The 22,816-nt window shown below is 44.4% G+C and carries 20 protein-coding genes; 19 read left to right on the forward strand and 1 reads right to left on the reverse strand.

Annotated elements, in window-relative coordinates:
- Positions 1–180 precede the first annotated feature (180 nt).
- The 10 genes from AAHB15_RS18140 (at position 181) to AAHB15_RS18185 (ending at position 14,417) form a co-directional block, all read left to right on the forward strand.
- Complete coding sequence (locus tag AAHB15_RS18140) at positions 181–2,289, forward strand: (Fe-S)-binding protein (protein WP_335573606.1); 2,109 nt, start codon at positions 181–183, stop codon at positions 2,287–2,289.
- A gap of 257 nt (positions 2,290–2,546) precedes the next feature.
- Positions 2,547–3,734, forward strand: a complete 1,188-nt coding sequence (locus AAHB15_RS18145) for an acetyl-CoA C-acetyltransferase (RefSeq protein WP_335573605.1) — start codon at positions 2,547–2,549, stop codon at positions 3,732–3,734.
- A 168-nt stretch (positions 3,735–3,902) separates the two neighbouring features.
- Positions 3,903–4,754: a 3-hydroxybutyryl-CoA dehydrogenase gene (locus AAHB15_RS18150; protein ID WP_335573604.1), complete on the forward strand. Its 852-nt coding sequence runs from the start codon at positions 3,903–3,905 to the stop codon at positions 4,752–4,754.
- A 93-nt stretch (positions 4,755–4,847) separates the two neighbouring features.
- On the forward strand, positions 4,848–5,978 hold the full coding sequence (locus AAHB15_RS18155) for an acyl-CoA dehydrogenase (RefSeq protein WP_342043027.1): 1,131 nt from the start codon (positions 4,848–4,850) through the stop codon (positions 5,976–5,978).
- A gap of 166 nt (positions 5,979–6,144) precedes the next feature.
- Positions 6,145–7,284, forward strand: a complete 1,140-nt coding sequence (locus AAHB15_RS18160) for an acyl-CoA dehydrogenase (RefSeq protein WP_335573602.1) — start codon at positions 6,145–6,147, stop codon at positions 7,282–7,284.
- Positions 7,285–7,299: 15 nt separating this feature from the next.
- Complete coding sequence (locus tag AAHB15_RS18165; protein WP_098527743.1) at positions 7,300–7,956, forward strand: TetR/AcrR family transcriptional regulator; 657 nt, start codon at positions 7,300–7,302, stop codon at positions 7,954–7,956.
- A 49-nt stretch (positions 7,957–8,005) separates the two neighbouring features.
- Entirely contained in the window at positions 8,006–11,254 is a 3,249-nt protein-coding gene (gene icmF, locus AAHB15_RS18170) for a fused isobutyryl-CoA mutase/GTPase IcmF (RefSeq protein WP_342043028.1), read from the forward strand.
- Positions 11,255–11,483: 229 nt separating this feature from the next.
- Positions 11,484–11,657 (forward strand): hypothetical protein, encoded by a 174-nt coding sequence (locus AAHB15_RS18175; RefSeq protein ID WP_335573600.1) that lies wholly within the window; start codon positions 11,484–11,486, stop codon positions 11,655–11,657.
- Between the two features lie 230 nt (positions 11,658–11,887).
- Complete coding sequence (gene rpoE / locus AAHB15_RS18180) at positions 11,888–12,490, forward strand: DNA-directed RNA polymerase subunit delta (RefSeq protein WP_342043029.1); 603 nt, start codon at positions 11,888–11,890, stop codon at positions 12,488–12,490.
- A gap of 331 nt (positions 12,491–12,821) precedes the next feature.
- Positions 12,822–14,417: a CTP synthase gene (locus AAHB15_RS18185; protein ID WP_335573598.1), complete on the forward strand. Its 1,596-nt coding sequence runs from the start codon at positions 12,822–12,824 to the stop codon at positions 14,415–14,417.
- A gap of 206 nt (positions 14,418–14,623) precedes the next feature.
- Here AAHB15_RS18185 and AAHB15_RS18190 read toward each other — a convergent pair whose 3' ends face one another.
- Positions 14,624–15,157 (reverse strand): DUF2529 domain-containing protein, encoded by a 534-nt coding sequence (locus AAHB15_RS18190; protein ID WP_335573597.1) that lies wholly within the window; start codon positions 15,155–15,157, stop codon positions 14,624–14,626.
- A 168-nt stretch (positions 15,158–15,325) separates the two neighbouring features.
- On the opposite strand from AAHB15_RS18190, the gene AAHB15_RS18195 reads away from it, so the two are divergent.
- From AAHB15_RS18195 to AAHB15_RS18235, 9 genes are all read left to right on the forward strand, one after another.
- The gene (locus AAHB15_RS18195) at positions 15,326–15,697 is read left to right on the forward strand and encodes a response regulator (RefSeq protein WP_098527748.1); all 372 of its coding nucleotides are present in this window, start codon (positions 15,326–15,328) and stop codon (positions 15,695–15,697) included.
- 237 nt (positions 15,698–15,934) lie between these two features.
- On the forward strand, positions 15,935–16,789 hold the full coding sequence (locus AAHB15_RS18200; RefSeq protein ID WP_335573596.1) for a class II fructose-bisphosphate aldolase: 855 nt from the start codon (positions 15,935–15,937) through the stop codon (positions 16,787–16,789).
- Positions 16,790–16,905: 116 nt separating this feature from the next.
- Entirely contained in the window at positions 16,906–17,556 is a 651-nt protein-coding gene (gene fsa, locus AAHB15_RS18205) for a fructose-6-phosphate aldolase (protein WP_335573595.1), read from the forward strand.
- 324 nt (positions 17,557–17,880) lie between these two features.
- Positions 17,881–19,167 carry a UDP-N-acetylglucosamine 1-carboxyvinyltransferase gene (locus tag AAHB15_RS18210; protein ID WP_098527751.1) on the forward strand — a complete coding sequence of 429 codons (1,287 nt, stop codon included), beginning with the start codon at positions 17,881–17,883 and terminating at the stop codon, positions 19,165–19,167.
- 321 nt (positions 19,168–19,488) lie between these two features.
- Entirely contained in the window at positions 19,489–20,754 is a 1,266-nt protein-coding gene (rho, locus tag AAHB15_RS18215) for a transcription termination factor Rho (RefSeq protein WP_098527752.1), read from the forward strand.
- A 204-nt stretch (positions 20,755–20,958) separates the two neighbouring features.
- Positions 20,959–21,174, forward strand: a complete 216-nt coding sequence (gene rpmE, locus AAHB15_RS18220; protein ID WP_144566047.1) for a 50S ribosomal protein L31 — start codon at positions 20,959–20,961, stop codon at positions 21,172–21,174.
- Positions 21,175–21,342: 168 nt separating this feature from the next.
- On the forward strand, positions 21,343–21,939 hold the full coding sequence (locus AAHB15_RS18225; protein ID WP_098527754.1) for a thymidine kinase: 597 nt from the start codon (positions 21,343–21,345) through the stop codon (positions 21,937–21,939).
- A gap of 107 nt (positions 21,940–22,046) precedes the next feature.
- Positions 22,047–22,400, forward strand: coding sequence for a hypothetical protein (locus tag AAHB15_RS18230; RefSeq protein ID WP_335573594.1), 354 nt, complete (start codon positions 22,047–22,049; stop codon positions 22,398–22,400).
- Positions 22,315–22,812, forward strand: a complete 498-nt coding sequence (locus tag AAHB15_RS18235) for a hypothetical protein (protein WP_335573593.1) — start codon at positions 22,315–22,317, stop codon at positions 22,810–22,812. Before AAHB15_RS18230 ends, AAHB15_RS18235 begins: the two co-directional genes overlap by 86 nt.
- Positions 22,813–22,816: the final 4 nt, after the last annotated feature.

The raw sequence follows: 22,816 nt of genomic DNA on the forward strand, positions 1-22,816 counted from the left end.
CTTTCCCCCATTCGGTTTAGTTAGTTTCTCCAAGTGCCGGAATTTCTATAAGTTCCAGTAAACCTTAAAAAAACATTTGACTGAATGCTCATTCATTTTTATAATAGAGATAAGTACAATTCTGAATATTTACTATTTTCAACAAACAATTGTGGAGAATCTAAGAAAGGGGCGTTTTACTTGAATGGTCTTTTATGGATCAATCTCATTGCGTTTCTCACTGTAACCGCTTACGCAGTTAGTCTGTTTGTTTATGTAGTCAAAACGCGGATTGAATTTATTAAGCTGGGGAAGAAAGTCGAGTTTGATAACAATGTTAAAGAAAGACTGCAAAAAATCTGGATTAACGTGTTTGGCCAGAAGAAGCTATTAAAAGATAAAAAAAGTGGTGCCATCCACGTCATGTTCTTTTATGGCTTTATTTTAGTGCAATTCGGAGCGCTTGATTTTATTTGGAAAGGGCTTGTGCCAGGCTCCCATCTGCCGCTTGGGCCATTATATGCTGGTTTCACCTTTTTCCAGGAAATCGTCACCTTAATGATTCTTGTAGCGGTTGTTTGGGCCTTTCATCGCCGTTATGTCGAAAAATTAGTCCGTCTAAAACGCAATTTTAAATCAGGTCTTGTTCTGTTATTCATTGGCGGATTAATGGTGTCTGTTTTACTTGGGAATGGAATGGGTATTATTTGGCATGGAGAAGATCCCTCATGGACAGAACCTGTTGCGTCACTTATCTCGCTAATTTTTTCAGGAATTAATGAAACCGCCTCTATTGTTATTTTCTACATAGCATGGTGGGCGCATTTATTATTCTTGTTAACGTTCCTAGTCTATGTGCCGCAGTCCAAGCATGCACACTTAATTGCCGGTCCGGCCAACGTCTACTTTAACCGTCTTGATAAACCGGGGAAATTGAAAAAAGTTGATTTTGAGGATGAATCACAAGAATCGTTTGGTGTTGGAAAAATTGAAGACTTTACCCAGCATCAAATGATCGATTTTTATGCCTGTGTCGAATGTGGACGCTGTACCAATATGTGTCCCGCCACAGGGACAGGCAAAATGCTGTCCCCAATGGATTTAATCGTCAAAATGCGCGACCACCTTACCTTTCATGGTGCGTCTGTGACCTCTAAGCAGCCATGGGTGCCGACGTTTGCTTTTACGAATACAAAAGGAAACCAGATTGCGCTTGCGGCACAAGGTCAAGGTGCTCAGGAAACGGCTGCTGCCGCTGTTTACAACCCTAGTTTGATTGGTGATGTGATTACCGAAGAGGAGATTTGGGCGTGTACAACCTGCCGCAACTGTGAGGACCAATGTCCAGTTATGAATGAACATGTTGATAAAATTATCGACCTGCGCCGTTACTTAGTTTTGACAGAAGGAAAAATGGATGCAGATGCCCAGCGCGCGATGACAAATATTGAGCGTCAGGGCAACCCATGGGGCTTAAACCGTAAAGAACGCGAAAACTGGCGTGAGGTTCGCGAAGATGTTCATATTCCAACCGTAAAGGAAATGAGCAAGGCAGGTGAAGAATTTGAATACCTATTTTGGGTTGGCTCAATGGGCTCATTTGATAACCGCAGCCAAAAAATTGCATTATCTTTCGCTAAGCTCTTAAACGAAGCTGGCGTAAAATTTGCGATCCTCGGCAATAAGGAAAAGAACTCCGGCGATACACCGCGCCGTTTAGGAAATGAGTTCTTATTCCAAGAGCTTGCGGCCAAAAATATTGAGGAGTTTGAAAAGGCTGAGGTCAAGAAAATTGTCACGATTGATCCGCATGCCTATAATATTTTCAAAAATGAATATCCTGATTTCGGCTTAGAAGCAGAAGTATTCCACCATACAGAAGTCCTTTATCAGCTGGTCCGTGATGGAAGACTTGTTCCGAAGCATGCGGTTAATGAAAAAATTACGTTCCATGATTCCTGTTACCTCGGACGCTACAATGATGTGTACGATCCGCCACGGGAAATTTTAAAATCGATTCCTGGTGTGCAGCTGGTGGAAATGGAACGCAATCGTGAAAAAGGGATGTGCTGCGGTGCAGGCGGAGGTTTGATGTGGATGGAGGAAGAAACCGGCCACCGCATCAATGTCAGCCGGACGGAACAGGCCCTTGCCGTTAATCCGTCCGTGATCAGCTCGGGCTGTCCGTACTGCTTAACGATGCTGTCTGATGGAACAAAGGCTAAAGAAGTGGAAGAAAAGGTAGCTACTTATGATGTGGCTGAGCTACTTGAAAAAGCCGTTTGTGGTGAAGTGAAAGCTGCTTCTTAAAACTGACGCAGGAGTTGAATTTTTACAAATCAAAATTTTAATAATTTTGTGTAAAATATTTCAACTTCTGCTCTTTTTTATGTAAAATAGAGGTATATAATAAAACGCTTTCATTTTTATAAAAAACGTAAGTTGGAATCTGCGGTTCCTTGATTGCGTTATATTTTTCGCTCTTTACCCGAGCGAGCGTTCAGTCGAAGCAGGCCAAGGGGAATTGGCTGTTTAGTACTAATAATTGGAATAAGGGAGAGATTGAAATGGGCAGAACGGTTATTTTAAGCGGTGTTCGAACACCTTTTGGAAAATTAGGGGGGAGTTTAAGCAGCTTTACCGCATCACAGCTTGGCGGTATTGCGGTGAAGGAAGCACTGATTCGTGCAGGTGTGAAGCCGGAAGAGGTGGAGGAAGTGATTCTTGGAACGGTGTTACAAGGCGGACAGGGGCAAATTCCATCCCGGCAGGCAGCTGTTCACGCCGGACTGCCATGGGAAGTCAAGACGGAGACGATTAACAAGGTTTGTGCTTCCGGTATGCGCAGCGTGACGTTAGCCGATCAAATCATTCGCGCTGGCGATGAAGAGGTAATTGTCGCAGGCGGGATGGAATCGATGAGCAACGCTCCTTATATTTTGCCAAAAGCAAGATGGGGCTTTCGAATGGGAGACTCAACTGTAAAGGACTTAATGGTTCATGATGGCTTGACCTGCAGCTTTACAGGTGTGCATATGGGCACTTATGGAAATGGAACCGCTGCTGAAATGGAGATTTCCCGTGAGGCCCAAGATGAGTGGGCACTTCGGAGTCATGTTCGCGCGATTGCTGCGATTGAGAGCGGGAAATTAGCTGAGGAGATAGTGGTTGTTGAGGTGCCGCAGCGTAAAGGGGAGCCGGTTGTGGTTTCGGTTGATGAGGGCCCGCGCAAGGATACTTCTTTAGAGCGGTTGTCCAAATTAGCACCGGTGTTTAATTCTACCGGCACGATTACAGCGGGAAATGCTCCAGGAGTGAATGACGGTGCAGCGGCACTTGTGTTGATGAGTGAGGAGCGGGCTGAGCGAGAAGGACGTCAGGTGGAGGCCGTTATCCTGGGTCATGCAGCGATTGCAGTCGAAGCAAAGGATTTTCCGCAAACACCGGGATTGGTGATTAATGAGTTGTTAAGAAAAACAGGCCGGAGCTTGGAAGAGGTTGATTTGTTTGAAATCAATGAAGCCTTTTCGGCAGTGGCGTTAGCGAGTGCAAAGATTGCCGGGCTTGATCCGGAAAAGGTCAATGTGAACGGCGGTGCGGTCGCGCTGGGCCATCCGATTGGGGCGAGCGGGGCACGGATTATCATTACCTTGATGCACGAATTGAAGCGACGCGGCGGCGGTGTCGGGATTGCAGCGATTTGCTCAGGCGGCGGCCAGGGTGATGCTGTGATGATTGAAGTACCAAAGGCGTAGGGTGGTAAAGTTTGAGGAATGAGGCCTTTATTTGCAGATAAGTTAGTTGAATTTGCGGATAATGGCCTTTTTCTTGCGGATAAGACCGTTTAATTTGCAGAAGGCGGCCTTACTTGCGGATAGCGCACAGCCACCACATTTTTAAAAAAAGGATTCGGAGGGAAAACAATGAACGTTTCAAAAGTTATGGTAATTGGCGCCGGCCAAATGGGATCTGGTATCGCCCAGGTTTGTGCCCAAGCCGGCTACAAAGTGGTATTAAACGACTTAAAACTGGAATTCATAGAACGAGGGTTAGGAATCATCCAAAAAAATCTCACCCGCAACGTCGACAAAGGCCGAATGACGGAAGAACAAAAGCAGGAAATATTAGCAAGACTAACCTCGTCAACCGATCTTAACGACGCCAGCAGCGTTGACCTGGTCATCGAAGCGGCTGTTGAAAATATGGAAATCAAGACAAACATCTTTTCGCAGCTAGACAAAATTGCTCCAGCACATACCATTCTAGCAAGCAACACCTCATCATTGCCTATCACAGAAATCGCTGCTGCCACCAACCGTCCGGAAAAGGTAATCGGCATGCACTTTATGAATCCAGTTCCAGTTATGAAACTAGTCGAAATTATCCGCGGTCTGGCAACAGGCGATGAAGTCTATCAAGTGATTGAAGATATGACCAAGACTTTGGGCAAAGTGCCTGTTGAAGTAAATGACTTCCCTGGCTTTGTCTCGAACCGCATCCTGATGCCGATGATCAACGAAGCCATTTACACTCTTTACGAGGGCGTGGCCACAAAAGAAGCAATTGATGAAGTGATGAAGCTTGGCATGAATCACCCAATGGGGCCGTTAACGCTAGCTGATTTTATTGGCTTAGATACATGTTTATACATTATGGAAACACTCCATGAAGGCTTTGGCGATGATAAATACCGTCCATGCCCACTTTTGCGTAAATATGTGAAAGCCGGCTGGCTCGGTAAGAAATCAGGGCGCGGCTTTTACAGCTATGAATAAGATAATAAACCAGGTGGATTACGCCGCTATTACATAATCGAAGATTCCCCTGGCACAAACGAAATATTCATCCTCAGGAAGGGGAGACATATTATGAATCTATCATTTACAGAAGAGCAAGAAATGATGCGGAAAATGGTTCGTGATTTTGCTCAGAAGGAAATCAAACCCTTTATCGAAAAAATGGAAAAAGGGGAATTTCCTCGTGAAATCCTTCGTAAAATGGGTGAACTTGGCCTGATGGGGATACCAGTTCCCGAAAAATACGGCGGAGCGGAGATGGATTTTACCTCTTACATTATTGCGATTCATGAGCTGTCAAAAGTAAGCGCTACAGTCGGAGTGATCCTGTCTGTGCATACCTCGGTATGTACAAATCCAATATTGTATTTCGGAACAGAGGAACAAAAGCAAAAGTATATACCCAAGCTAGCTTCGGGCGAGTATTTGGGGGCCTTTTGTTTAACCGAGCCAAGCTCTGGGTCGGATGCGGCCAGTTTAAAAACGCGTGCGGTGAAAAAAGGTGACCATTACGTTCTGAATGGCTCCAAGGTGTTTATCACAAACGGGGGCGAGGCCGACGTGTATATTGTGTTCGCTACAACAGACCAGACCCTTGGTACAAAAGGGATTGCCGCCTTTATTGTTGAAAAAAACACCCCTGGTTTTATCGTCGGCAAAGATGAGAAGAAAATGGGGCTGCACGGCTCAAGAACGGTCCAGCTAACCTTTGAGGACTTGCATGTCCTAGCGGAGAACATGCTTGGCCAAGAGGGGGAAGGTTTTAGAATAGCGATGGCAAACTTAGATGTCGGCCGGATTGGCATCGCCACCCAGGCCCTGGGGATTGCGGAAGCAGCAGTTGAAGAAGCCACTGCCTACGCGAAGGAACGCCGTCAATTTGGCAAGCCAATTGCTGCCCAGCAGGGGATTGCTTTTAAGCTGGCTGATATGGCGACAAGTGTGGAGGCGGCAAAACTATTAGTCTATCGGGCGGCTGATTTACGGAGTAAGGGTTTGAAGTGTACGTTGGAGGCATCGATGGCGAAGTTGTTTACGACGCGAACAGCGGTAGAAGTGACAACAGAGGCAATTCAGGTCTTTGGCGGCTACGGTTATACGGAGGACTATCCGGTCGAGCGCTTTTTCCGCGATGCCAAGGTGACGGAGATTTATGAGGGCACGAGTGAGATTCAGCGGATTGTGATTAGTAAACATCTATGATTTGGGTGTGAAATGTTAATATATCTAAAAAATTTTTTAATATAGTCGTTTTATTTGTTAATAAAACCAAAAATTTGTTAATATGTCCGCACTTTTTGTTAATATATCAAAAGTTTTGTTAATAAAGCCAAAGAATCAGCCCCAAATGGGGAGAGGAGGCATTAAAATGCAATTTAAATTGTCTGAAGAGCACGAAATGATTCGTAAAATGGTTCGGGATTTTGCGCGCAACGAGGTGGCACCGACAGCAGCAGAGCGTGATGAAGAAGAGCGCTTCGACCGAGAGATTTTTGACAAAATGGCGGAGCTGGGCTTAACAGGGATTCCCTGGCCAGAAGAGTACGGCGGGATTGGCAGCGATTTTCTTGCCTATTGTATCGCTGTTGAGGAGCTTTCCCGCGTTGATGCATCAACAGGCGTGCTATTATCCGCACACACCTCACTTGCCGGCTGGCCAATCTATAAATTTGGCAGCGAGGAGCAAAAGCAAGCCTATCTCCGTCCCATGGCAGAAGGTACAAAAATCGGTGCTTACGGCCTAACAGAGCCTGGCAGTGGTTCAGATGCCGGCGGAATGAAAACAACGGCCCGCCTAGAGGGCGATCACTACATCTTAAACGGTTCAAAAATTTTCATTACGAATGGCGGCGTGGCCGACATCTATGTGGTCTTTGCCTTAACCGACCCAGTCAACAAGCAAAAAGGAACGACCGCCTTCATTATCGAAAGCGACTTCCCAGGCTTTTCAGTTGGTAAAAAAGAAAAGAAATTGGGGATCCGTTCCTCGCCGACAACAGAAATTATTTTTGAAGATTGTAAGGTTCCTATAAAAAACCGTCTGGGCGAAGAAGGTGATGGCTTTAAAATCGCAATGATGACGCTTGATGGCGGCCGCAATGGCATCGCTGCTCAAGCCGTTGGTATTGCTCAAGGAGCTCTTGATGCAGCCGTCGACTATGCACGTGAACGCCAGCAATTTGGTAAGCCGATTGTCGCCAACCAAGGCATCTCGTTTAAACTGGCCGATATGGCGACCAATATTGAAGCGGCAAGACTATTAACCTATCAAGCGGCCTGGCTCGAGTCGAATGGCTTACCGTACGGGAAAGAGTCGGCGATGTCGAAACTATTTGCCGGCGATACGGCGATGAAGGTGACGACGGAAGCGGTTCAAGTGTTTGGCGGTTATGGCTATACAAAAGACTATCCAGTTGAACGCTTCATGCGCGATGCGAAAATTACGCAGATTTATGAAGGTACACAGGAAATTCAACGTCTCGTGATTTCGAGAATGATAACAAAATAAAGGCGGTAACAGGGGATGAAAAAAAGAGAAGTTCAGGCCTCTGTCAAAGATGAGCGTCTTGTACAAAAAAGGCGCGATCAGATGATTAAAGGGGCGGTAGCACTTTTTAAACAAAAGGGGTTTCACCGGACAACCACGAGGGAAATCGCCAAAGCAGCCGGGTTTAGCATTGGTACACTCTATGAATACATTCGGACAAAAGAGGACGTCCTTTACCTTGTTTGTGACAGCATCTATGATCATGTCAGTGAACGGCTTCAAGAAGATTTGGCTGTAGAAAAAGGGACATTGGAAAGCTTGAAGCTTGGAATCGCCGACTTTTTTCAGGTCATGGATGAAATGCAAGCCGAAGTGCTTGTCATGTATCAGGAAGTGAAGTCACTTTCCAAGGACGCCCTGCCATATGTACTTAAAAAGGAAATGGAAATGGTCGCGATGTTTGAGGAGCTGTTGACCCGATGTGTCGAGAACGGGGAATTGAGATTAACACAAAAACAGATTGAACTCGTCGCCCATAACATTTTCGTTCAGGGGCAGATGTGGGGATTTCGCCGCTGGGCGTTAAGAAAGCTGTTTACGCTTGAGGAGTATATTGCAATGCAAACGGAGGTCTTATTAGCAGGCATCCAAACCGGGGTCTCGGGGGCCGTAACAGTTCCGGAAAATGGTTAATCAAAAGCGAGCGTTAGCGTAGGTTCATTTTTCCAAAAGGGGGAGCACAATGGGGAACTATCAGCCACGGCATCATATCCGCTTTGTGACGGCGTCGAGCCTATTTGACGGTCATGATGCTTCAATTAATATTATGAGACGGATCCTGCAGGCGAGCGGGGCGGAGGTGATTCACCTTGGCCACAATCGTTCGGTCGAGGAGGTTGTCAACGCCGCTATTCAGGAAGATGTCCAGGGGATTGCGATTTCGTCGTATCAAGGCGGGCACGTCGAGTACTTTAAATATATGTATGACTTGTTAAAGGAAAAGGGTGCGCCACATATTCGGATTTATGGCGGCGGGGGCGGCGTCATTATCCCGCGGGAGTTGGATGAACTGCATGCCTACGGGATTGCCCGGCTGTTTTCGCCGGAGGACGGGCGGACGCTTGGGCTGCAGGGGATGATTGACCTGATGATTCAGGAATGCGATTTTTCGACGCTGACTCCTGATGTGGGCGAGCAGATTGCCAAACTGCCGACAGGTGACGTTAATGTTATTGCCAAGCTGATCACCTTAGCAGAGCTTCATGTGGATAAAAGGAACGAGGCTGCGGCTACAGCTGAACAGGTTCTTGAACAGGTGAAGTCACTCGAGAAGGGGATCCCTGTTGTCGGGATCACGGGTACGGGCGGTGCCGGAAAAAGTTCATTAACCGACGAGTTGATTCGCCGTTTTATTAATGAATTTCCTGGGAAGAAGGTGGCGATTCTTTCCGTCGACCCGACCAAACAAAAAACGGGCGGTGCGCTGCTGGGTGACCGAATCCGCATGAACGCAATTTTCTCACCGAATGTGTATATGCGCAGTCTCGCGACACGGTCTTCAAAAAATGAATTATCGCTCGCGATTAAGGATGCGGTCGCGGTCACAAAGGCGGCGGGATTTGATCTTGTGATTGTTGAAACGAGCGGCATCGGGCAGGGAGATGCAGAAATCACTGAGGTCTGTGATGTGTCGATGTATGTGATGACGAGTGAGTTTGGAGCGCCATCACAGCTGGAAAAAATCGATATGCTCGACTTTGCCGACTTGATTGTCATCAATAAATTTGAACGCAAGGGCTCAGAGGATGCGAAGCGCCAGGTGCAGAAGCAGTACCAGCGCAACCATATGCTGTTTGAAAAAGAACTGGACGAAATGCCGGTATACGGCACAATTGCAAGTCAGTTTAATGATCCGGGGACGAATGCCTTGTTCGCGGCACTAGTGGAAGTGATCAACGAAAAATCTGGAACCGATTGGGTGACTTCGTTTAGCAAAGATGCTGTTCCTGAAAAGCAAAATGTGATCATTCCGACGGACCGGCGTTATTATTTACGAGAGATCACTGAGACGGTGCGCGGCTACCACCGCAAGGCCGAAGCTCAGGCCAATATTGCCCGGAAATTATTTCAGCTTGAGGGTGCGATTGCCGCGGTTGAAGACCAGCCTGAAGTTGTCGTTGCTTTAGAGGCAGTTAAGCAGGAAACAGAGTCGCAGTTGACGTCGGAATCCCGGAAAATTCTTGCGTCGTGGGAACAGACTAAGGCAGCTTATTCGGGGGATAAATTTGTTACGCGCATTCGAGATAAAGAGATTATCACGGTATTAAAATCGAAAAGTTTATCAGGCCTCGATATTCCGAAGGTGGTTTTGCCTAAGTATAAAGATTACGGGGAGATTTTGCGCTGGGTGTACCGGGAGAATATCCCAGGATCGTTCCCGTATACGGCTGGGGTGTTTCCCTTTAAGCGTGAAGGTGAGGATCCAAAACGTCAGTTTGCCGGTGAAGGGACACCGGAACGGACGAACCGCCGCTTCCATTATCTATCAAAGGATGATGCTGCGAAGCGGTTAAGTACGGCATTTGATTCGGTGACACTGTACGGGGAAGATCCTGATTACCGTCCCGATATATTTGGAAAGGTCGGCGAGAGCGGGGTCAGTGTTTGTACGTTGGATGATATGAAAAAACTGTATGCCGGCTTTGATTTGTGTCATCCGTCAACATCCGTTTCGATGACAATTAATGGACCGGCACCGATTATTTTAGCAATGTTTATGAATACGGCAATTGATCAGCAGGTCTTGAAGAAGGAAGCAGAGCTTGGCCGCTGCTTGACGGTCGAAGAGTTCGCTGAGGTTCGCGCCTATACACTGCGGACGGTGCGTGGGACGGTGCAGGCGGATATCTTAAAAGAAGATCAGGGACAGAATACGTGTATTTTTTCAACAGAGTTTGCACTGCGGATGATGGGGGATATTCAGCAATATTTCATTGACCATCAAGTCCGCAATTATTATTCTGTGTCGATTAGCGGTTATCATATTGCTGAAGCGGGCGCTAATCCGATTTCGCAGCTGGCGTTTACGCTCTCGAACGGCTTTACGTATGTAGAGTATTATTTGAGCCGCGGCATGAAGATTGATGATTTTGCGCCAAATCTATCGTTCTTTTTCTCGAATGGTTTAGATCCCGAGTACACGGTGATTGGCCGGGTGGCACGAAGGATTTGGGCAACCGTGATGCGGGATAAGTATGGGGCGAATGAGCGCAGTCAAAAGCTGAAGTATCATGTTCAGACCTCAGGGCGGTCGCTCCATGCCCAGGAAATCGACTTTAATGATATCCGGACGACACTGCAGGCGTTAATGGCGCTCCATGATAACTGTAATTCCCTTCATACAAATGCCTATGATGAGGCGATTACAACGCCGACCGAAGAATCGGTGCGACGGGCGATGGCGATTCAGATGATTATTACCAAGGAGCATGGGTTAACCAAGAATGAGAATCCGCTTCAAGGTTCGTTTATTGTCGAAGAGCTGACCGATTTAGTGGAAGAGGCATTGCTTCAAGAGTTTGACCGCTTGAATGACCGCGGCGGGGTGCTAGGTTCGATGGAGACCCAGTATCAGCGCGGAAAGATTCAGGACGAATCGATGTATTATGAAATGAAGAAGCATACCGGGGACCTGCCGATTATTGGCGTCAATACGTATTTGAATCCGAATCCGCCGTCTATGGAAGAGGTGAATAATATGGAAATAGCCCGTGCGTCGAAAGAGGAGAAGGAATTACAGATTCGTAATTTGCGTGCCTTCCAAGAAGCACATTCAAGCGAAACGGCGGCTGCTTTAAATCGTTTGAAGACTGCAGCTGTGAATAATGGTAATATTTTCGCAGAACTAATGGAAACCGTTAAAGCCGCAAGTCTCGGGCAAATCACAAGGGCGTTATATGAGGTTGGCGGACAGTACCGGAGGAATATGTAAAACGAAAAGCTACAGTGCCTTGACCTAGGCGCTGTAGCTAGACAATTTTCAAAGTTTTAACAATGTTAGAGGTAGAAACGGTGAAAGGTACCATGTGAACATGGTGCCTTTTAACTCTTGTCTATTTTTGTGGTAAAATATATTTGCTTAATAATATTAAATTCATCTCTTATCTTATATAATCATACTAGCAATTCAACTTCGAAGTTTTTTACAGGCAGGTGTCCAGATGAAGAGTCGTCACATAATCGTTATTTTAATTATTTTCGCCTGGCCATTACACTATCTTTATGAACTTCAACTAGGTGCGGTATCGTTCCTGCTCTTGGCAATCTTCTTTTTATATATTTCCATTAAAGAGATGAAAAAGTTGAAGCGTGAGAAATCCCAAAAGGGGGATTAATCCACCCCTGCAAAAAATCAACTGAAACTATCGGCTTGCACTAGCATAAACACCAAGAATTTGTTTATAATGAAGAATATGCAAAAATTTAGAAGTGTGGAAAGTGTGTAATCTCCACGCAGGAGCTAGACAGTTATCCAAATTCAACTATTTTTTTCATACATAGAAACCTAACTGTCCTGACCGACTCAAAAGCTATGAGCGTTAAATAGAGAAAGGAAGTGCCAATAGTGAGTTTAGCACAATACTCAAAAGAGGAATTGAAAGAGTTTTCCCTCATGGAAATGGCTTATGAATATTTAAAAAATAGCAAGCAGCCAATCTCCTTTCATGAATTAGTGAACGAGATTAAAGCAGCAGCTGACATATCGGACGAAGAAATTCGTTCTCGCCTGGCACAATTTTATACAGATATTAACATCGACGGCCGTTTTCTTTCATTAGGAGAAAACCGTTGGGGACTTCGCGTTTGGTATCCGGTTGATACAGCTGAAGAAGAGGTAATCACGGCTGTTAAACCGAAGAAGAAAAAGGCGAAGAAGGTTGTTGAGGAAGACGAACTTGAAGATTTCGATGAGATCGATGATGAGGATTATGATGATCTTGACGACTTTGCCGATGATGAAGACGATCTTCTTGACGATGACGATGATGACGACGACTTAGATGATCTTGATGATGTCGATGAATTCGACGACGACGATGATGTCCTTGATGATGATGAGGATGAGGAATTTGAGCTTGATGAAGCCGAAGTCCTTGATGATGATCTAGATGAAGAGGACGAAGAAGAAGAAGAACCTTTTGATGAAGACGAAGATAAAGACTTGTAAGTTTAATTAAAGCAGAGCCGTTTACCTTTTGGTTGGAGTTAGAAAACGGCTTGACTTTTTATTGAAGCAACTGTATTATCTTTTTTGGGCTCCTTTTAAAAGGACGAATCAATATAACTAATATGCGCTCCCCTCGCAAGCAGCGAGTAAGGAGCGCTTTTTATTTTTATGGGAAGCTTTACCGCCGGTTTAAGGCACTTGAAGCTTTTCTAAAAAAACTCCCACACAAGGAGTTTTTTCGTTTTTGGAGCAATAGGGAAATAAAATTTTTAAAAAAATATCCTTAAACAACCTGAATAATGCACAAACTGAAATGGAGGAGGACTATTCTATGACAAAGTATATTTTTGTTACCGGTGGTGTAGTGTCATCACTTGGAAAAGGGATTACCGCTGCTTCGTTAGGGCGTTTATTAAAAAATCGAGGTTTAAATGTAACGATCCAGAAATTTGATCCGTACATTAACGTGGACCCAGGGACCATGAGCCCTTACCAGCATGGTGAAGTTTTCGTAACCGACGATGGTGCGGAAACGGATTTGGACCTTGGCCACTACGAGCGCTTTATCGACATTAATTTAAACAAGTACTCAAACGTAACAACAGGGAAAATCTATTCAACTGTCCTAAGAAAAGAGCGCCGCGGCGATTATTTAGGAGCAACTGTTCAGGTTATTCCACATATTACTAATGAAATCAAAGAGCGCTGCTTCCGTGCTGGCAAAGAAACCAATGCAGATGTCGTGATTACTGAAATTGGCGGAACGGTTGGGGATATAGAATCATTGCCATTCCTAGAGGCGATTCGTCAAATTAAAAGTGATATTGGCAGCAAAAATGTGATGTACATTCACTGTACGCTGATTCCGTACATAAAGGCAGCCGGTGAAATGAAGACGAAGCCGACCCAGCATAGCGTGAAGGAACTGCGCAGTCTTGGTATTCAGCCAAATATTATTGTCGTAAGAACGGAATTCCCTGTTTCTCAGGATATGAAGGATAAACTTGCCTTGTTCTGTGATATTGATGCGAAAGCAGTCATCGAATGCCGCGATGCAGATACCCTTTATTCCATTCCACTTGCCTTGCAAGATCAAAACATGGACCAAATTGTTTGCGATCACTTGGAGTTAGATACGCAGGCAGCGGAAATGACGGAGTGGACAGCACTTGTAGATCGGGTCCTAAACCTTTCTGGTAAAGTTCGTATCGCTCTTGTTGGTAAATATGTTGAACTTCAAGATGCCTACATTTCGGTTGTGGAAGCAATGAAGCATGCCGGTTACGCATTTGATACAGATGTAGAAATTAAGTGGATTAATTCTGAAGATGTTACTCGTGAAAATGTGGCAGAACTTCTTAACGATGTCGATGGCGTCCTTGTGCCAGGTGGATTTGGCGACCGTGGGATTGAAGGGAAAATTGAAGCAACCCGCTATGCTCGTGAGCAGAAAAAGCCATTCCTTGGTATCTGTTTAGGTATGCAGCTGGCAACTATTGAGTATGCCCGCAATGTACTGGGCTATGATGATGCACATTCAGCAGAATTCCTGCCTGAAACGAAACATCCAATTATTGACCTTCTTCCAGAGCAGAAGGATGTCGAGGATTTGGGCGGTACTTTACGTTTAGGTCTTTATCCTTGCCGTCTTGTGGAAGGGACAAAAGCGTTTGAAGCCTATGAGGATGAAGTGGTATATGAGCGCCACCGTCACCGTTATGAGTTTAACAATTTCTATCGTCAAGAAATGGAAGCAGCCGGGTTTATCTTCTCAGGGACAAGTCCTGACGGCCGGTTAGTGGAAATTATTGAGTTGAAAGATCACCCATGGTTCGTGGCGTCACAGTTCCATCCGGAATTTGTGTCAAGACCAACACGTCCACAGCCGTTGTTCCGTGACTTTATTAAAGCTTCTATTCAAAAATAATTTTGTTTTATGGCCAGTTCCTTGATTGCGGACTGGCTTTTATTTTTGTAATAAACCGGAAAAATAGCCAATTTTGCCGGAAAATGAGCCAATGTCTTGTCGAAATCAGCCATTGCAGCTAAAAAATGGCCATACAACTCCAAAGGTCAGCCAATCTCCCAAAAAAATCAGCCAATCAAAAAAATAGGGCACACTAAGGCCCTATTTTACTCTTCATATTCCGCTAAAATCTCATCAATCGTGAACTTTAGGCCGTGATAGACAAACAAAGCGGCCATTCCAGCTGGATAGCCATAGCGGTTGCCAACCTCATCAGGAAGCAGCCCTTTTGTTAGCCGCAAATCAATGTGGACATCCGCAAATTGTGATACATCCTCATCAGAGGGCTCGGTCACAGTTGAAACAGCCACAAAGGGGATCATTTTTTCACGGAGCATATGTGCAAGCTCAAGCGCTGCGCGGTCATTTGAAAAACGAGAAAATAGCAGGACGCGGTCTGCATCAGTGAGGCTGTTTAAATCAGCATCCAGCTGCAACACTTTAGCACTTCGTAACGTCTCTGCGCCTTCTAATGCTTCGAATTCCACAGCCTTCATTTCTTTCGCACCCCAAATATAAATCGAACCGTCACCTGCTGGTGCTTGAGCGAGCAGGCGGGCACCATCCTCAAACGAAAACTCTTCTTTTTCAGCTATTTTTTTAAAAATACCCATTAATTGGGTTGTAAACATTTTTAACATAGTAACCCTCCTTGTACGCTATCTATTATAAGCTTTTTCCGGCGTAACCAAAAACAATTGTAAAATAACAAATAAATGCGAAACTTTAGGCAGGATATTTATTTCCAGAGGTAGAAATATAACAAGTAAAAGAAGTCTAAAAAGTGAGCTAAGGAAGAGGTGGAGTTTATGAAAGAGAAAATTTTAATTGTCGACGATCAATTTGGCATTCGCATCTTGCTAAATGAAGTGTTTCAAAAAGAAGGGTATCAAACATTTCAGGCTGCAAATGGAGTTCAAGCACTTGAGATTGTGACAAATCATCAACCTGATCTTGTCCTCTTGGACATGAAAATTCCGGGTATGGACGGTATTGAAATTTTAAAACGAATGAAAGTTATCGAGCCAGAGATTCGCGTCATCATCATGACCGCCTATGGTGAATTGGATATGATTCAAGAAGCCAAAGACCTTGGCGCTCTAACCCACTTTGCTAAGCCATTCGATATTGACGATATTCGTGCGGCTGTTCGCAAACATATACCGCAAAAAACCAACTAAGAATCGGAAAAGGAAGCCCTAAAACGTAGAATTACCAATGGGTGCGCTTTCATTGTGACAGTTTCAAAAAACATGCTCGAATTATGGCATTTCCTCATTTCTTTTGTTATGATACATATGACTTTAACAGGCTGTATATCATTTTTGATTTATACATAATCGGCAAATCGAAGGGAAAACCTTTTATGGAAGACCCTGTTTAAAATGATATTCAACCTAATATAAGGAGGAAGAGAAATGCCTTTAGTATCAATGAAAGACATGCTTAACAAGGCGAAGGCGGAAGGCTACGCTGTAGGTCAATTCAACTTAAATAACCTGGAGTTTACACAAGCCATCCTTATGGCAGCAGAAGCAGAAAAATCACCAGTTATCCTTGGTGTATCTGAAGGTGCTGCTCGTTATATGTCTGGCTTCAAAACTGTTGTAAAAATGGTTGAAGGCTTAATGGAAGATTTAAACGTAACTGTTCCTGTAGCTATTCACCTTGACCACGGTTCAAGCTTTGAAAAATGTAAAGAAGCCATCGATGCAGGTTTTACATCTGTAATGATTGACGCTTCACACCATCCATTTGAAGAAAACGTTGAAATAACTAAAAAAGTAGTAGATTACGCTCATTCAAAAGGTGTTTCTGTTGAAGCTGAGTTAGGAACAGTTGGCGGACAAGAAGATGACGTTTCTGGAAGCATTATTTATGCTAACGCTGAAGAATGTGTTGAGCTTGTAAAACGCACAGGTATCGATTGCTTAGCTCCTGCTTTAGGTTCTGTACACGGTCCTTACAAAGGTGAACCAAACCTTGGTTTCAAAGAAATGGAAGAAATCGGTAATCTCACTGGTATGCCACTAGTATTACACGGTGGTACTGGAATTCCAACAAAGGACATCCAACGTTCTGTTTCTCTTGGAACAGCAAAAATTAACGTTAACACTGAAAATCAAATCGAGTCTGCAAGAACAGTTCGTGAAGTATTAGCGGCAAAACCTAACGAATACGATCCACGTAAATACTTAGGCCCAGCTCGCGATGCCATCAAAGAAACTGTAATCGGCAAAATGCGTGAATTCGGTTCATCAGGCAGAGCTTAAGTCGTTCTGACTTCCCTGAGCGAAACCATAAAAAAAGAAAACCGTCCTTCCTAAGGGCGGTTTATGTTTGAAAAAAATAATCTGAAAATTTAGTCGAAAGGGGAGAGGGTAATTCGATGAAATTTTTTATTGATACAGCAAACTTAGATGAAATCCGTGAAGTACATGAACTTGGGTTACTTTCAGGCGTTACTACAAATCCATCTCTAGTAGCAAAAGAACAAGGTGTTTCTTTCCATGACCGTATAAGAGAAATTGCGGCACTTGTTCCAGGTTCTGTTAGTGCGGAAGTTATCTCATTAGATGCAGAAGGCATGATCCGCGAAGGAAAAGAATTGGCAGCCCTCGCTCCAAACATCACTGTAAAAGTTCCGATGACACCAGACGGCATCAAAGCTTGTCATGCTTTTTCAAAAGCAGGAATCAAAACGAATGTGACGTTGATTTTTAATGCGAACCAAGCATTATTAGCCGCTAGAGCAGGCGCAACTTATGTATCCCCATTCCTTGGCAGACTAGATGACATCGGACAAAATGGCTTAGAGCTAATCACGCAAGTAGCTGATATCTTTGCAGTTCACGGCTTAGAAACAGAAATTATTGCTGCCTCCATCCGCAATCCAATCCATGTAACAGAAGCTGCGTTAAGAGGCGCACACATTGCAACTATTCCTTACAAAGTATTGATCGGTTTGTTCCATCATCCATTAACAGACAAAGGAATTGAAGGCTTTCTTAAAGACTGGAGCAACCGCAAAAACGCTTGATTTTTCCATTGGAAAACTCCCTCCATTTTTCACAACAAAAACAATCACTCACAGCTGCTGGACAAAGCACAATAATTTTTTTTATTATGAATACATGAAATTAGGATTTTCGTGTAAACTAATGATAGACAAGCTGTCGGAATTTGGCTTTTTGTGTTGGAAAAATATACCTACGGCCTCACTGGGTACCAGTGGTCTTTTTAAATAAAGGATAAGCACGGTTTGAAGGTTCTTAGAGCTCTTCAGAAGTGCTTGTGTTAAAAATAAAAGTCCTGTACTGGCAGCCATTCACACACCTTTGTGGGCTTAGAAGGGAGTCAAGTAATGGAAAAACTTAAAATTGCGGGCGGATATCCGTTAAAAGGAACAGTCCGCATAAGTGGAGCTAAAAACAGTGCCGTTGCCTTAATTCCGGCTACGATTTTAGCAGAATCACCCGTAACAATCGAAGGATTACCGCACATTTCGGATGTGGAAATCTTAAAAGATTTGCTCGAGGAAATCGGCGGGAATGTCTCGATGACTGATGAGGAAATGACGGTTGACCCTTCAACGATGATTTCAATGCCGCTGCCAAACGGAAAAGTAAAAAAACTTCGTGCTTCCTATTATTTAATGGGGGCAATGCTCGGGCGCTTTAAGAAGGCAGTTATTGGCTTGCCTGGCGGCTGCTATCTAGGCCCAAGACCGATTGACCAACATATTAAAGGCTTTGAAGCACTTGGCGCGCAAATTACGAACGAACAAGGCGCAATTTATTTGCGTGCGGATGAACTTCGCGGGGCCCGGATCTACCTGGATGTAGTCAGTGTCGGGGCAACGATTAATATTATGCTGGCGGCTGTACGAGCTAAAGGACGGACCATCATCGAAAACGCGGCAAAAGAGCCGGAAATTATTGATGTAGCTACATTGTTAACGAACATGGGCGCGAAAATAAAAGGAGCCGGTACTGACGTGATTCGAATTGATGGGGTTGAAACCTTGCATGGCTGCCGGCACACTATTATTCCGGATCGGATCGAAGCAGGAACCTATATGATTTTAGGAGCCGCTGCAGGTGAGGGAGTATTGGTGGATAACGTGATTCCGCAGCATCTAGAATCATTGATTGCCAAGCTCCGAGAAATGGGCGTGCGTGTCGAGACTAGCGATGATCAAGTGTATGTGGATGGCTCGGTCAATTTGAAAGCGGTTGATATCAAAACACTTGTTTATCCAGGGTTTCCAACTGATCTTCAGCAGCCAATTACGACTCTATTAACAAAAGCCTCAGGTTCTAGCGTGGTCACCGATACGATTTATGGTGCCCGTTTTAAACATATTGATGAACTAAGAAGAATGAATGCGAATATCAAGGTGGAAGGACGTTCAGCGATTATCAACGGTCCTATACAGCTGCAAGGAGCAAAAGTGAAGGCAAGCGACCTGCGTGCCGGAGCAGCCCTTGTGATTGCCGGTCTGTTAGCCGAAGGGATTACGGAAGTAACCGGTCTTGAACATATTGACCGCGGCTATAGTAATTTAGTTGAAAAACTAAATGGTCTCGGTGCCACTGTATGGCGGGAAGCACTGACAAAAGAAGAGCTCGAACACCTTAAAAACACGTAAAATAGGTTAATGGTGACAGGCACCATTAACACTGTAAGCACAGTGGAAGAGGCTAGATTGACTGCATCTAGTCTCTTCGATTTAGTTGAGAAGGGTATGAAATTATTACCAGTAATGGAATAAATATTTTTTAGTTGATTAATTTTTTGTACAGAGGGTAAAATAGTAATTGTTTTTAATATGCATATATTCTGCAATCCTATTCATTTCTTTCTCTACTTCTATTTTCAATTCCTCTATTATCTAATAATTATCTAACTGGACAATCTCTCGCTAAACACAAGCGGATTTGCTGGAAAAATTTTAAAGAGTGGTGTACAAATGGAATTAACAATTTCAAGTTTAGAGAATATGAAGCTGAAGGAACTTTATGAGCTTGCTCGCGAATATAAAGTAACCTACTACAGCAAATTAACGAAAAAAGAACTAATTTTTGCGATCTTAAAATCTCGCGCCGAACAACAGGGCTTTTTCTTCATGGAAGGCGTACTCGAGATCATTCAATCAGAGGGCTTTGGATTTTTACGGCCAATCAACTATTCGCCTAGCTCAGAGGATATTTACATTTCCGCTTCGCAAATCCGCCGTTTTGATCTTCGTAACGGTGACAAGGTGTCCGGTAAGGTTCGACCTCCAAAAGAAAACGAACGCTATTATGGCTTGCTCCATGTGGAAGCGGTCAACGGGGAAGACCCAGAATCAGCAAAAGAGCGTGTTTATTTCCCAGCTTTAACTCCGCTGTATCCAGATAGACAAATGAAGCTGGAAACAACGCCAAAACATCTGTCGACAAGGATTATGGATGTAGTGGCGCCGGTTGGTTTTGGACAGCGTGGTCTAATTGTGGCACCGCCAAAGGCCGGAAAAACAATGCTGATAAAGGAAATTGCTAACAGCATTACAACCAACCATCCTGATGTCGAGTTAATCGTGCTGTTAATTGATGAACGTCCGGAAGAGGTAACCGATATTGAGCGTTCTGTCGCTGGTGATGTCGTCAGTTCGACGTTTGATGAGGTGCCTGAGAACCATATTAAAGTGGCTGAGCTCGTGCTTGACCGTGCGATGCGTTTAGTGGAGCATAAGCGCGATGTTGTGATTCTGATGGATAGTATTACCCGTTTGGCTCGTGCCTATAACCTGGTCATCCCGCCAAGCGGACGTACGCTTTCCGGTGGTATTGACCCGGCAGCGTTCCACCGACCGAAGCGTTTCTTCGGGGCGGCACGTAATATTGAAGAGGGCGGCAGCTTGACGATTCTTGCTACGGCACTTGTCGATACCGGTTCACGGATGGATGATGTCATTTATGAAGAATTCAAAGGAACTGGTAATATGGAACTGCATCTTGACCGAGGGCTGGCGGAGCGCCGTATTTTCCCTGCGCTTGATATTCGCCGCTCTGGTACGCGTAAGGAAGAGCTGCTTATTCCGAAGGATCATTTGGATAAATTATGGGCGATTCGCAAATCGATGTCTGATTCACCAGATTTTGCCGAGCGCTTCTTGAAAAAATTACGCCAGACGAAGTCGAATGAAGAATTTTTCGCTCAATTAAGCGAGGAGTTAAAGAGCCGCCGTTCGTAGTGGATTGTGCTTAGGACAAGCCGTGTAAAGGGCCTGAGATAGGTTACTTTTTCAAAAATAAACCAACAAATCCCAACTTGCAAAATTGGGTTACCCTTGTTATAATGGGTGCAGTGTCTTTTATGTAATTGGTGCTTGTTCGAAAAGATAAGCATTTATATAACTCTGTTTCGAATGATTCAGGGCGGAAGGAGCTGAAAAGAAATGAAAGCAGGAATTCATCCTAATTATAAAATGGTAAAGGTGACTTGTGCATGCGGTAATACGTTTGAAACTGGTTCAGTTAAAAATGAAATCCGTGTTGAAACTTGTTCTGAATGTCATCCATTCTATACTGGTCGTCAAAAATTCGCTGAAGCAGGCGGACGTGTTGATCGTTTCAACAAAAAATACGGCCTTAAGTCACAACAACAACAATAATTACTCGGGGAACAGGCAAGAGGACCTATGGCTTGCCTGTTTTTTATTGAAAAAAATTAGAGTATTCACATAGATATGCAGGAAAAATACTTAAATATAGTTGAGAGTTCAGCTAAAAATATACCATATAGTCGTAACAGGGTTCGTTATAGGAAGGAGACACCGTTTATGTATTTAATGAAACAAAGCGGATGGGTTGAGGTTATCTGTGGCAGTATGTTTTCCGGAAAATCAGAGGAATTGATTCGTCGGGTCAGGCGGGCTCAGTTTGCAAAGCAAAATATAGCTGTGTTTAAGCCGAAAATTGATAATCGCTACAGTGAGCAGTCTGTAGTTTCCCATAATGGTACTTCTTTTCATGCGAAGCCTATTTCCCATTCCATTGAGATTCTGCATCATGTAGAGGCAGATATTGATATTATTGCAATAGATGAAGTTCAGTTTTTTGATGAGGGGATTGTCCGGGTAGTTCAGCAGTTAGCTGACAGCGGCCACCGAGTGATTTGTGCTGGCCTTGATATGGATTTCCGCGGCGAGCCGTTTGGCCAGATGCCGGCGTTAATGGCTGTAGCAGAGTCGGTAACAAAGCTTCAGGCTGTTTGTACGGTGTGCGGTTCACCATCCAGCCGAACACAGCGTTTGATCGACGGCCGTCCAGCATCCTACCATGACCCAGTTATATTAGTCGGTGCTGCTGAAGCATACGAGCCGCGCTGCCGTCACCACCACGAAGTCCCAAAAACATCACCGGTACCAGCACGCTAATGGGTGCCTGTCACCGATAACGTGGTTAGCAATGATGTGAAAAAATAATAATTGGTGCCTGTCACCGTTAACACTGTCTGAGGGTTGATTTCTCAGGCAGTTTTTTTGTGGCTGGATTTAGGTGGGATATCGGTGTTTGGCTGGTTGGCGGTATTAACTCGGGTTTGAGCGGAATACTGGCTGAATTCGGCGGAATTAAGATTAAAATCGGCGGAATTATAGGTAGATTCGGCGGAAATACCTATAAAATTCACGGTATTATGTTCAAAACAGGGGCGGAATCTCCTTTATACCTCCTAATGAACTTAGCCTTGGAAAGATTTCTCTCGCTCAAATCCATCAGGGCCGGGCATGATAATATTGGGAGGTGTAAGAATGCTGAAAAAGTGGATGTCTCTCGTAAGTGTCATGTGTATGTTTCTATTAAGCGGCTGTCAGGGAGCTTACCTTGGTTCGGATGATAATGCCAATAACCTTCGCAAAAAGAATTCTGACCAAATGAACATCCGTGGTAATAATAATGTAGATTCCACAGCTGATCGCGGTAAAAACAAACAGCACATGGTAGAAGACGATATCACCAATCAAAACCCGAACTTCCTTGATCTAAAACGGACAGGCAGCGGTGGTGAAGCAGGTGCGACCAATCACGGCAACGATATCAACAAAGCAAAACAAGTGATTGCGGGTACAAATGAATTTAGAACAGACTCTATATGGCTTAACGGTGACCGCATGTGGGTAACTGTTTATAAAAAAGGGATGCTTTCTGATAAAGCTAGAAACGATGCGGAGGCGCGCCTTCATAGGAGGCTGGTTAAAGCGCTCCCGCGTTATAATATCGAAGTACGCGTCCAAGAAGACCGCAGGTAACATG

This window comes from Bacillus sp. OTU2372 (assembly GCF_038440275.1).
In the GTDB taxonomy this organism is placed as follows: Bacteria; Bacillota; Bacilli; order Bacillales; family Cytobacillaceae; genus Neobacillus; species Neobacillus bataviensis_B.

What these genes read in the sequence shown, in the direction of transcription:
- AAHB15_RS18195 (WP_098527748.1), top strand. Translation starts at nt 15,326, where the DNA reads ATGAAAGAGAAAATTTTAATTGTCGACGATCAATTTGGCATTCGCATC.
- AAHB15_RS18165 (WP_098527743.1), top strand. Translation starts at nt 7,300, where the DNA reads ATGAAAAAAAGAGAAGTTCAGGCCTCTGTCAAAGATGAGCGTCTTGTA.
- icmF (WP_342043028.1), top strand. Translation starts at nt 8,006, where the DNA reads ATGGGGAACTATCAGCCACGGCATCATATCCGCTTTGTGACGGCGTCG.
- AAHB15_RS18145 (WP_335573605.1), top strand. Translation starts at nt 2,547, where the DNA reads ATGGGCAGAACGGTTATTTTAAGCGGTGTTCGAACACCTTTTGGAAAA.
- fsa (WP_335573595.1), top strand. Translation starts at nt 16,906, where the DNA reads ATGAAATTTTTTATTGATACAGCAAACTTAGATGAAATCCGTGAAGTA.
- rpmE (WP_144566047.1), top strand. Translation starts at nt 20,959, where the DNA reads ATGAAAGCAGGAATTCATCCTAATTATAAAATGGTAAAGGTGACTTGT.
- AAHB15_RS18235 (WP_335573593.1), top strand. Translation starts at nt 22,315, where the DNA reads ATGCTGAAAAAGTGGATGTCTCTCGTAAGTGTCATGTGTATGTTTCTA.
- AAHB15_RS18190 (WP_335573597.1), bottom strand. Translation starts at nt 15,157, where the DNA reads ATGTTAAAAATGTTTACAACCCAATTAATGGGTATTTTTAAAAAAATA.
- AAHB15_RS18225 (WP_098527754.1), top strand. Translation starts at nt 21,343, where the DNA reads ATGTATTTAATGAAACAAAGCGGATGGGTTGAGGTTATCTGTGGCAGT.
- AAHB15_RS18210 (WP_098527751.1), top strand. Translation starts at nt 17,881, where the DNA reads ATGGAAAAACTTAAAATTGCGGGCGGATATCCGTTAAAAGGAACAGTC.
- AAHB15_RS18160 (WP_335573602.1), top strand. Translation starts at nt 6,145, where the DNA reads ATGCAATTTAAATTGTCTGAAGAGCACGAAATGATTCGTAAAATGGTT.
- AAHB15_RS18185 (WP_335573598.1), top strand. Translation starts at nt 12,822, where the DNA reads ATGACAAAGTATATTTTTGTTACCGGTGGTGTAGTGTCATCACTTGGA.
- AAHB15_RS18200 (WP_335573596.1), top strand. Translation starts at nt 15,935, where the DNA reads ATGCCTTTAGTATCAATGAAAGACATGCTTAACAAGGCGAAGGCGGAA.
- AAHB15_RS18150 (WP_335573604.1), top strand. Translation starts at nt 3,903, where the DNA reads ATGAACGTTTCAAAAGTTATGGTAATTGGCGCCGGCCAAATGGGATCT.
- AAHB15_RS18175 (WP_335573600.1), top strand. Translation starts at nt 11,484, where the DNA reads ATGAAGAGTCGTCACATAATCGTTATTTTAATTATTTTCGCCTGGCCA.
- rho (WP_098527752.1), top strand. Translation starts at nt 19,489, where the DNA reads ATGGAATTAACAATTTCAAGTTTAGAGAATATGAAGCTGAAGGAACTT.
- AAHB15_RS18155 (WP_342043027.1), top strand. Translation starts at nt 4,848, where the DNA reads ATGAATCTATCATTTACAGAAGAGCAAGAAATGATGCGGAAAATGGTT.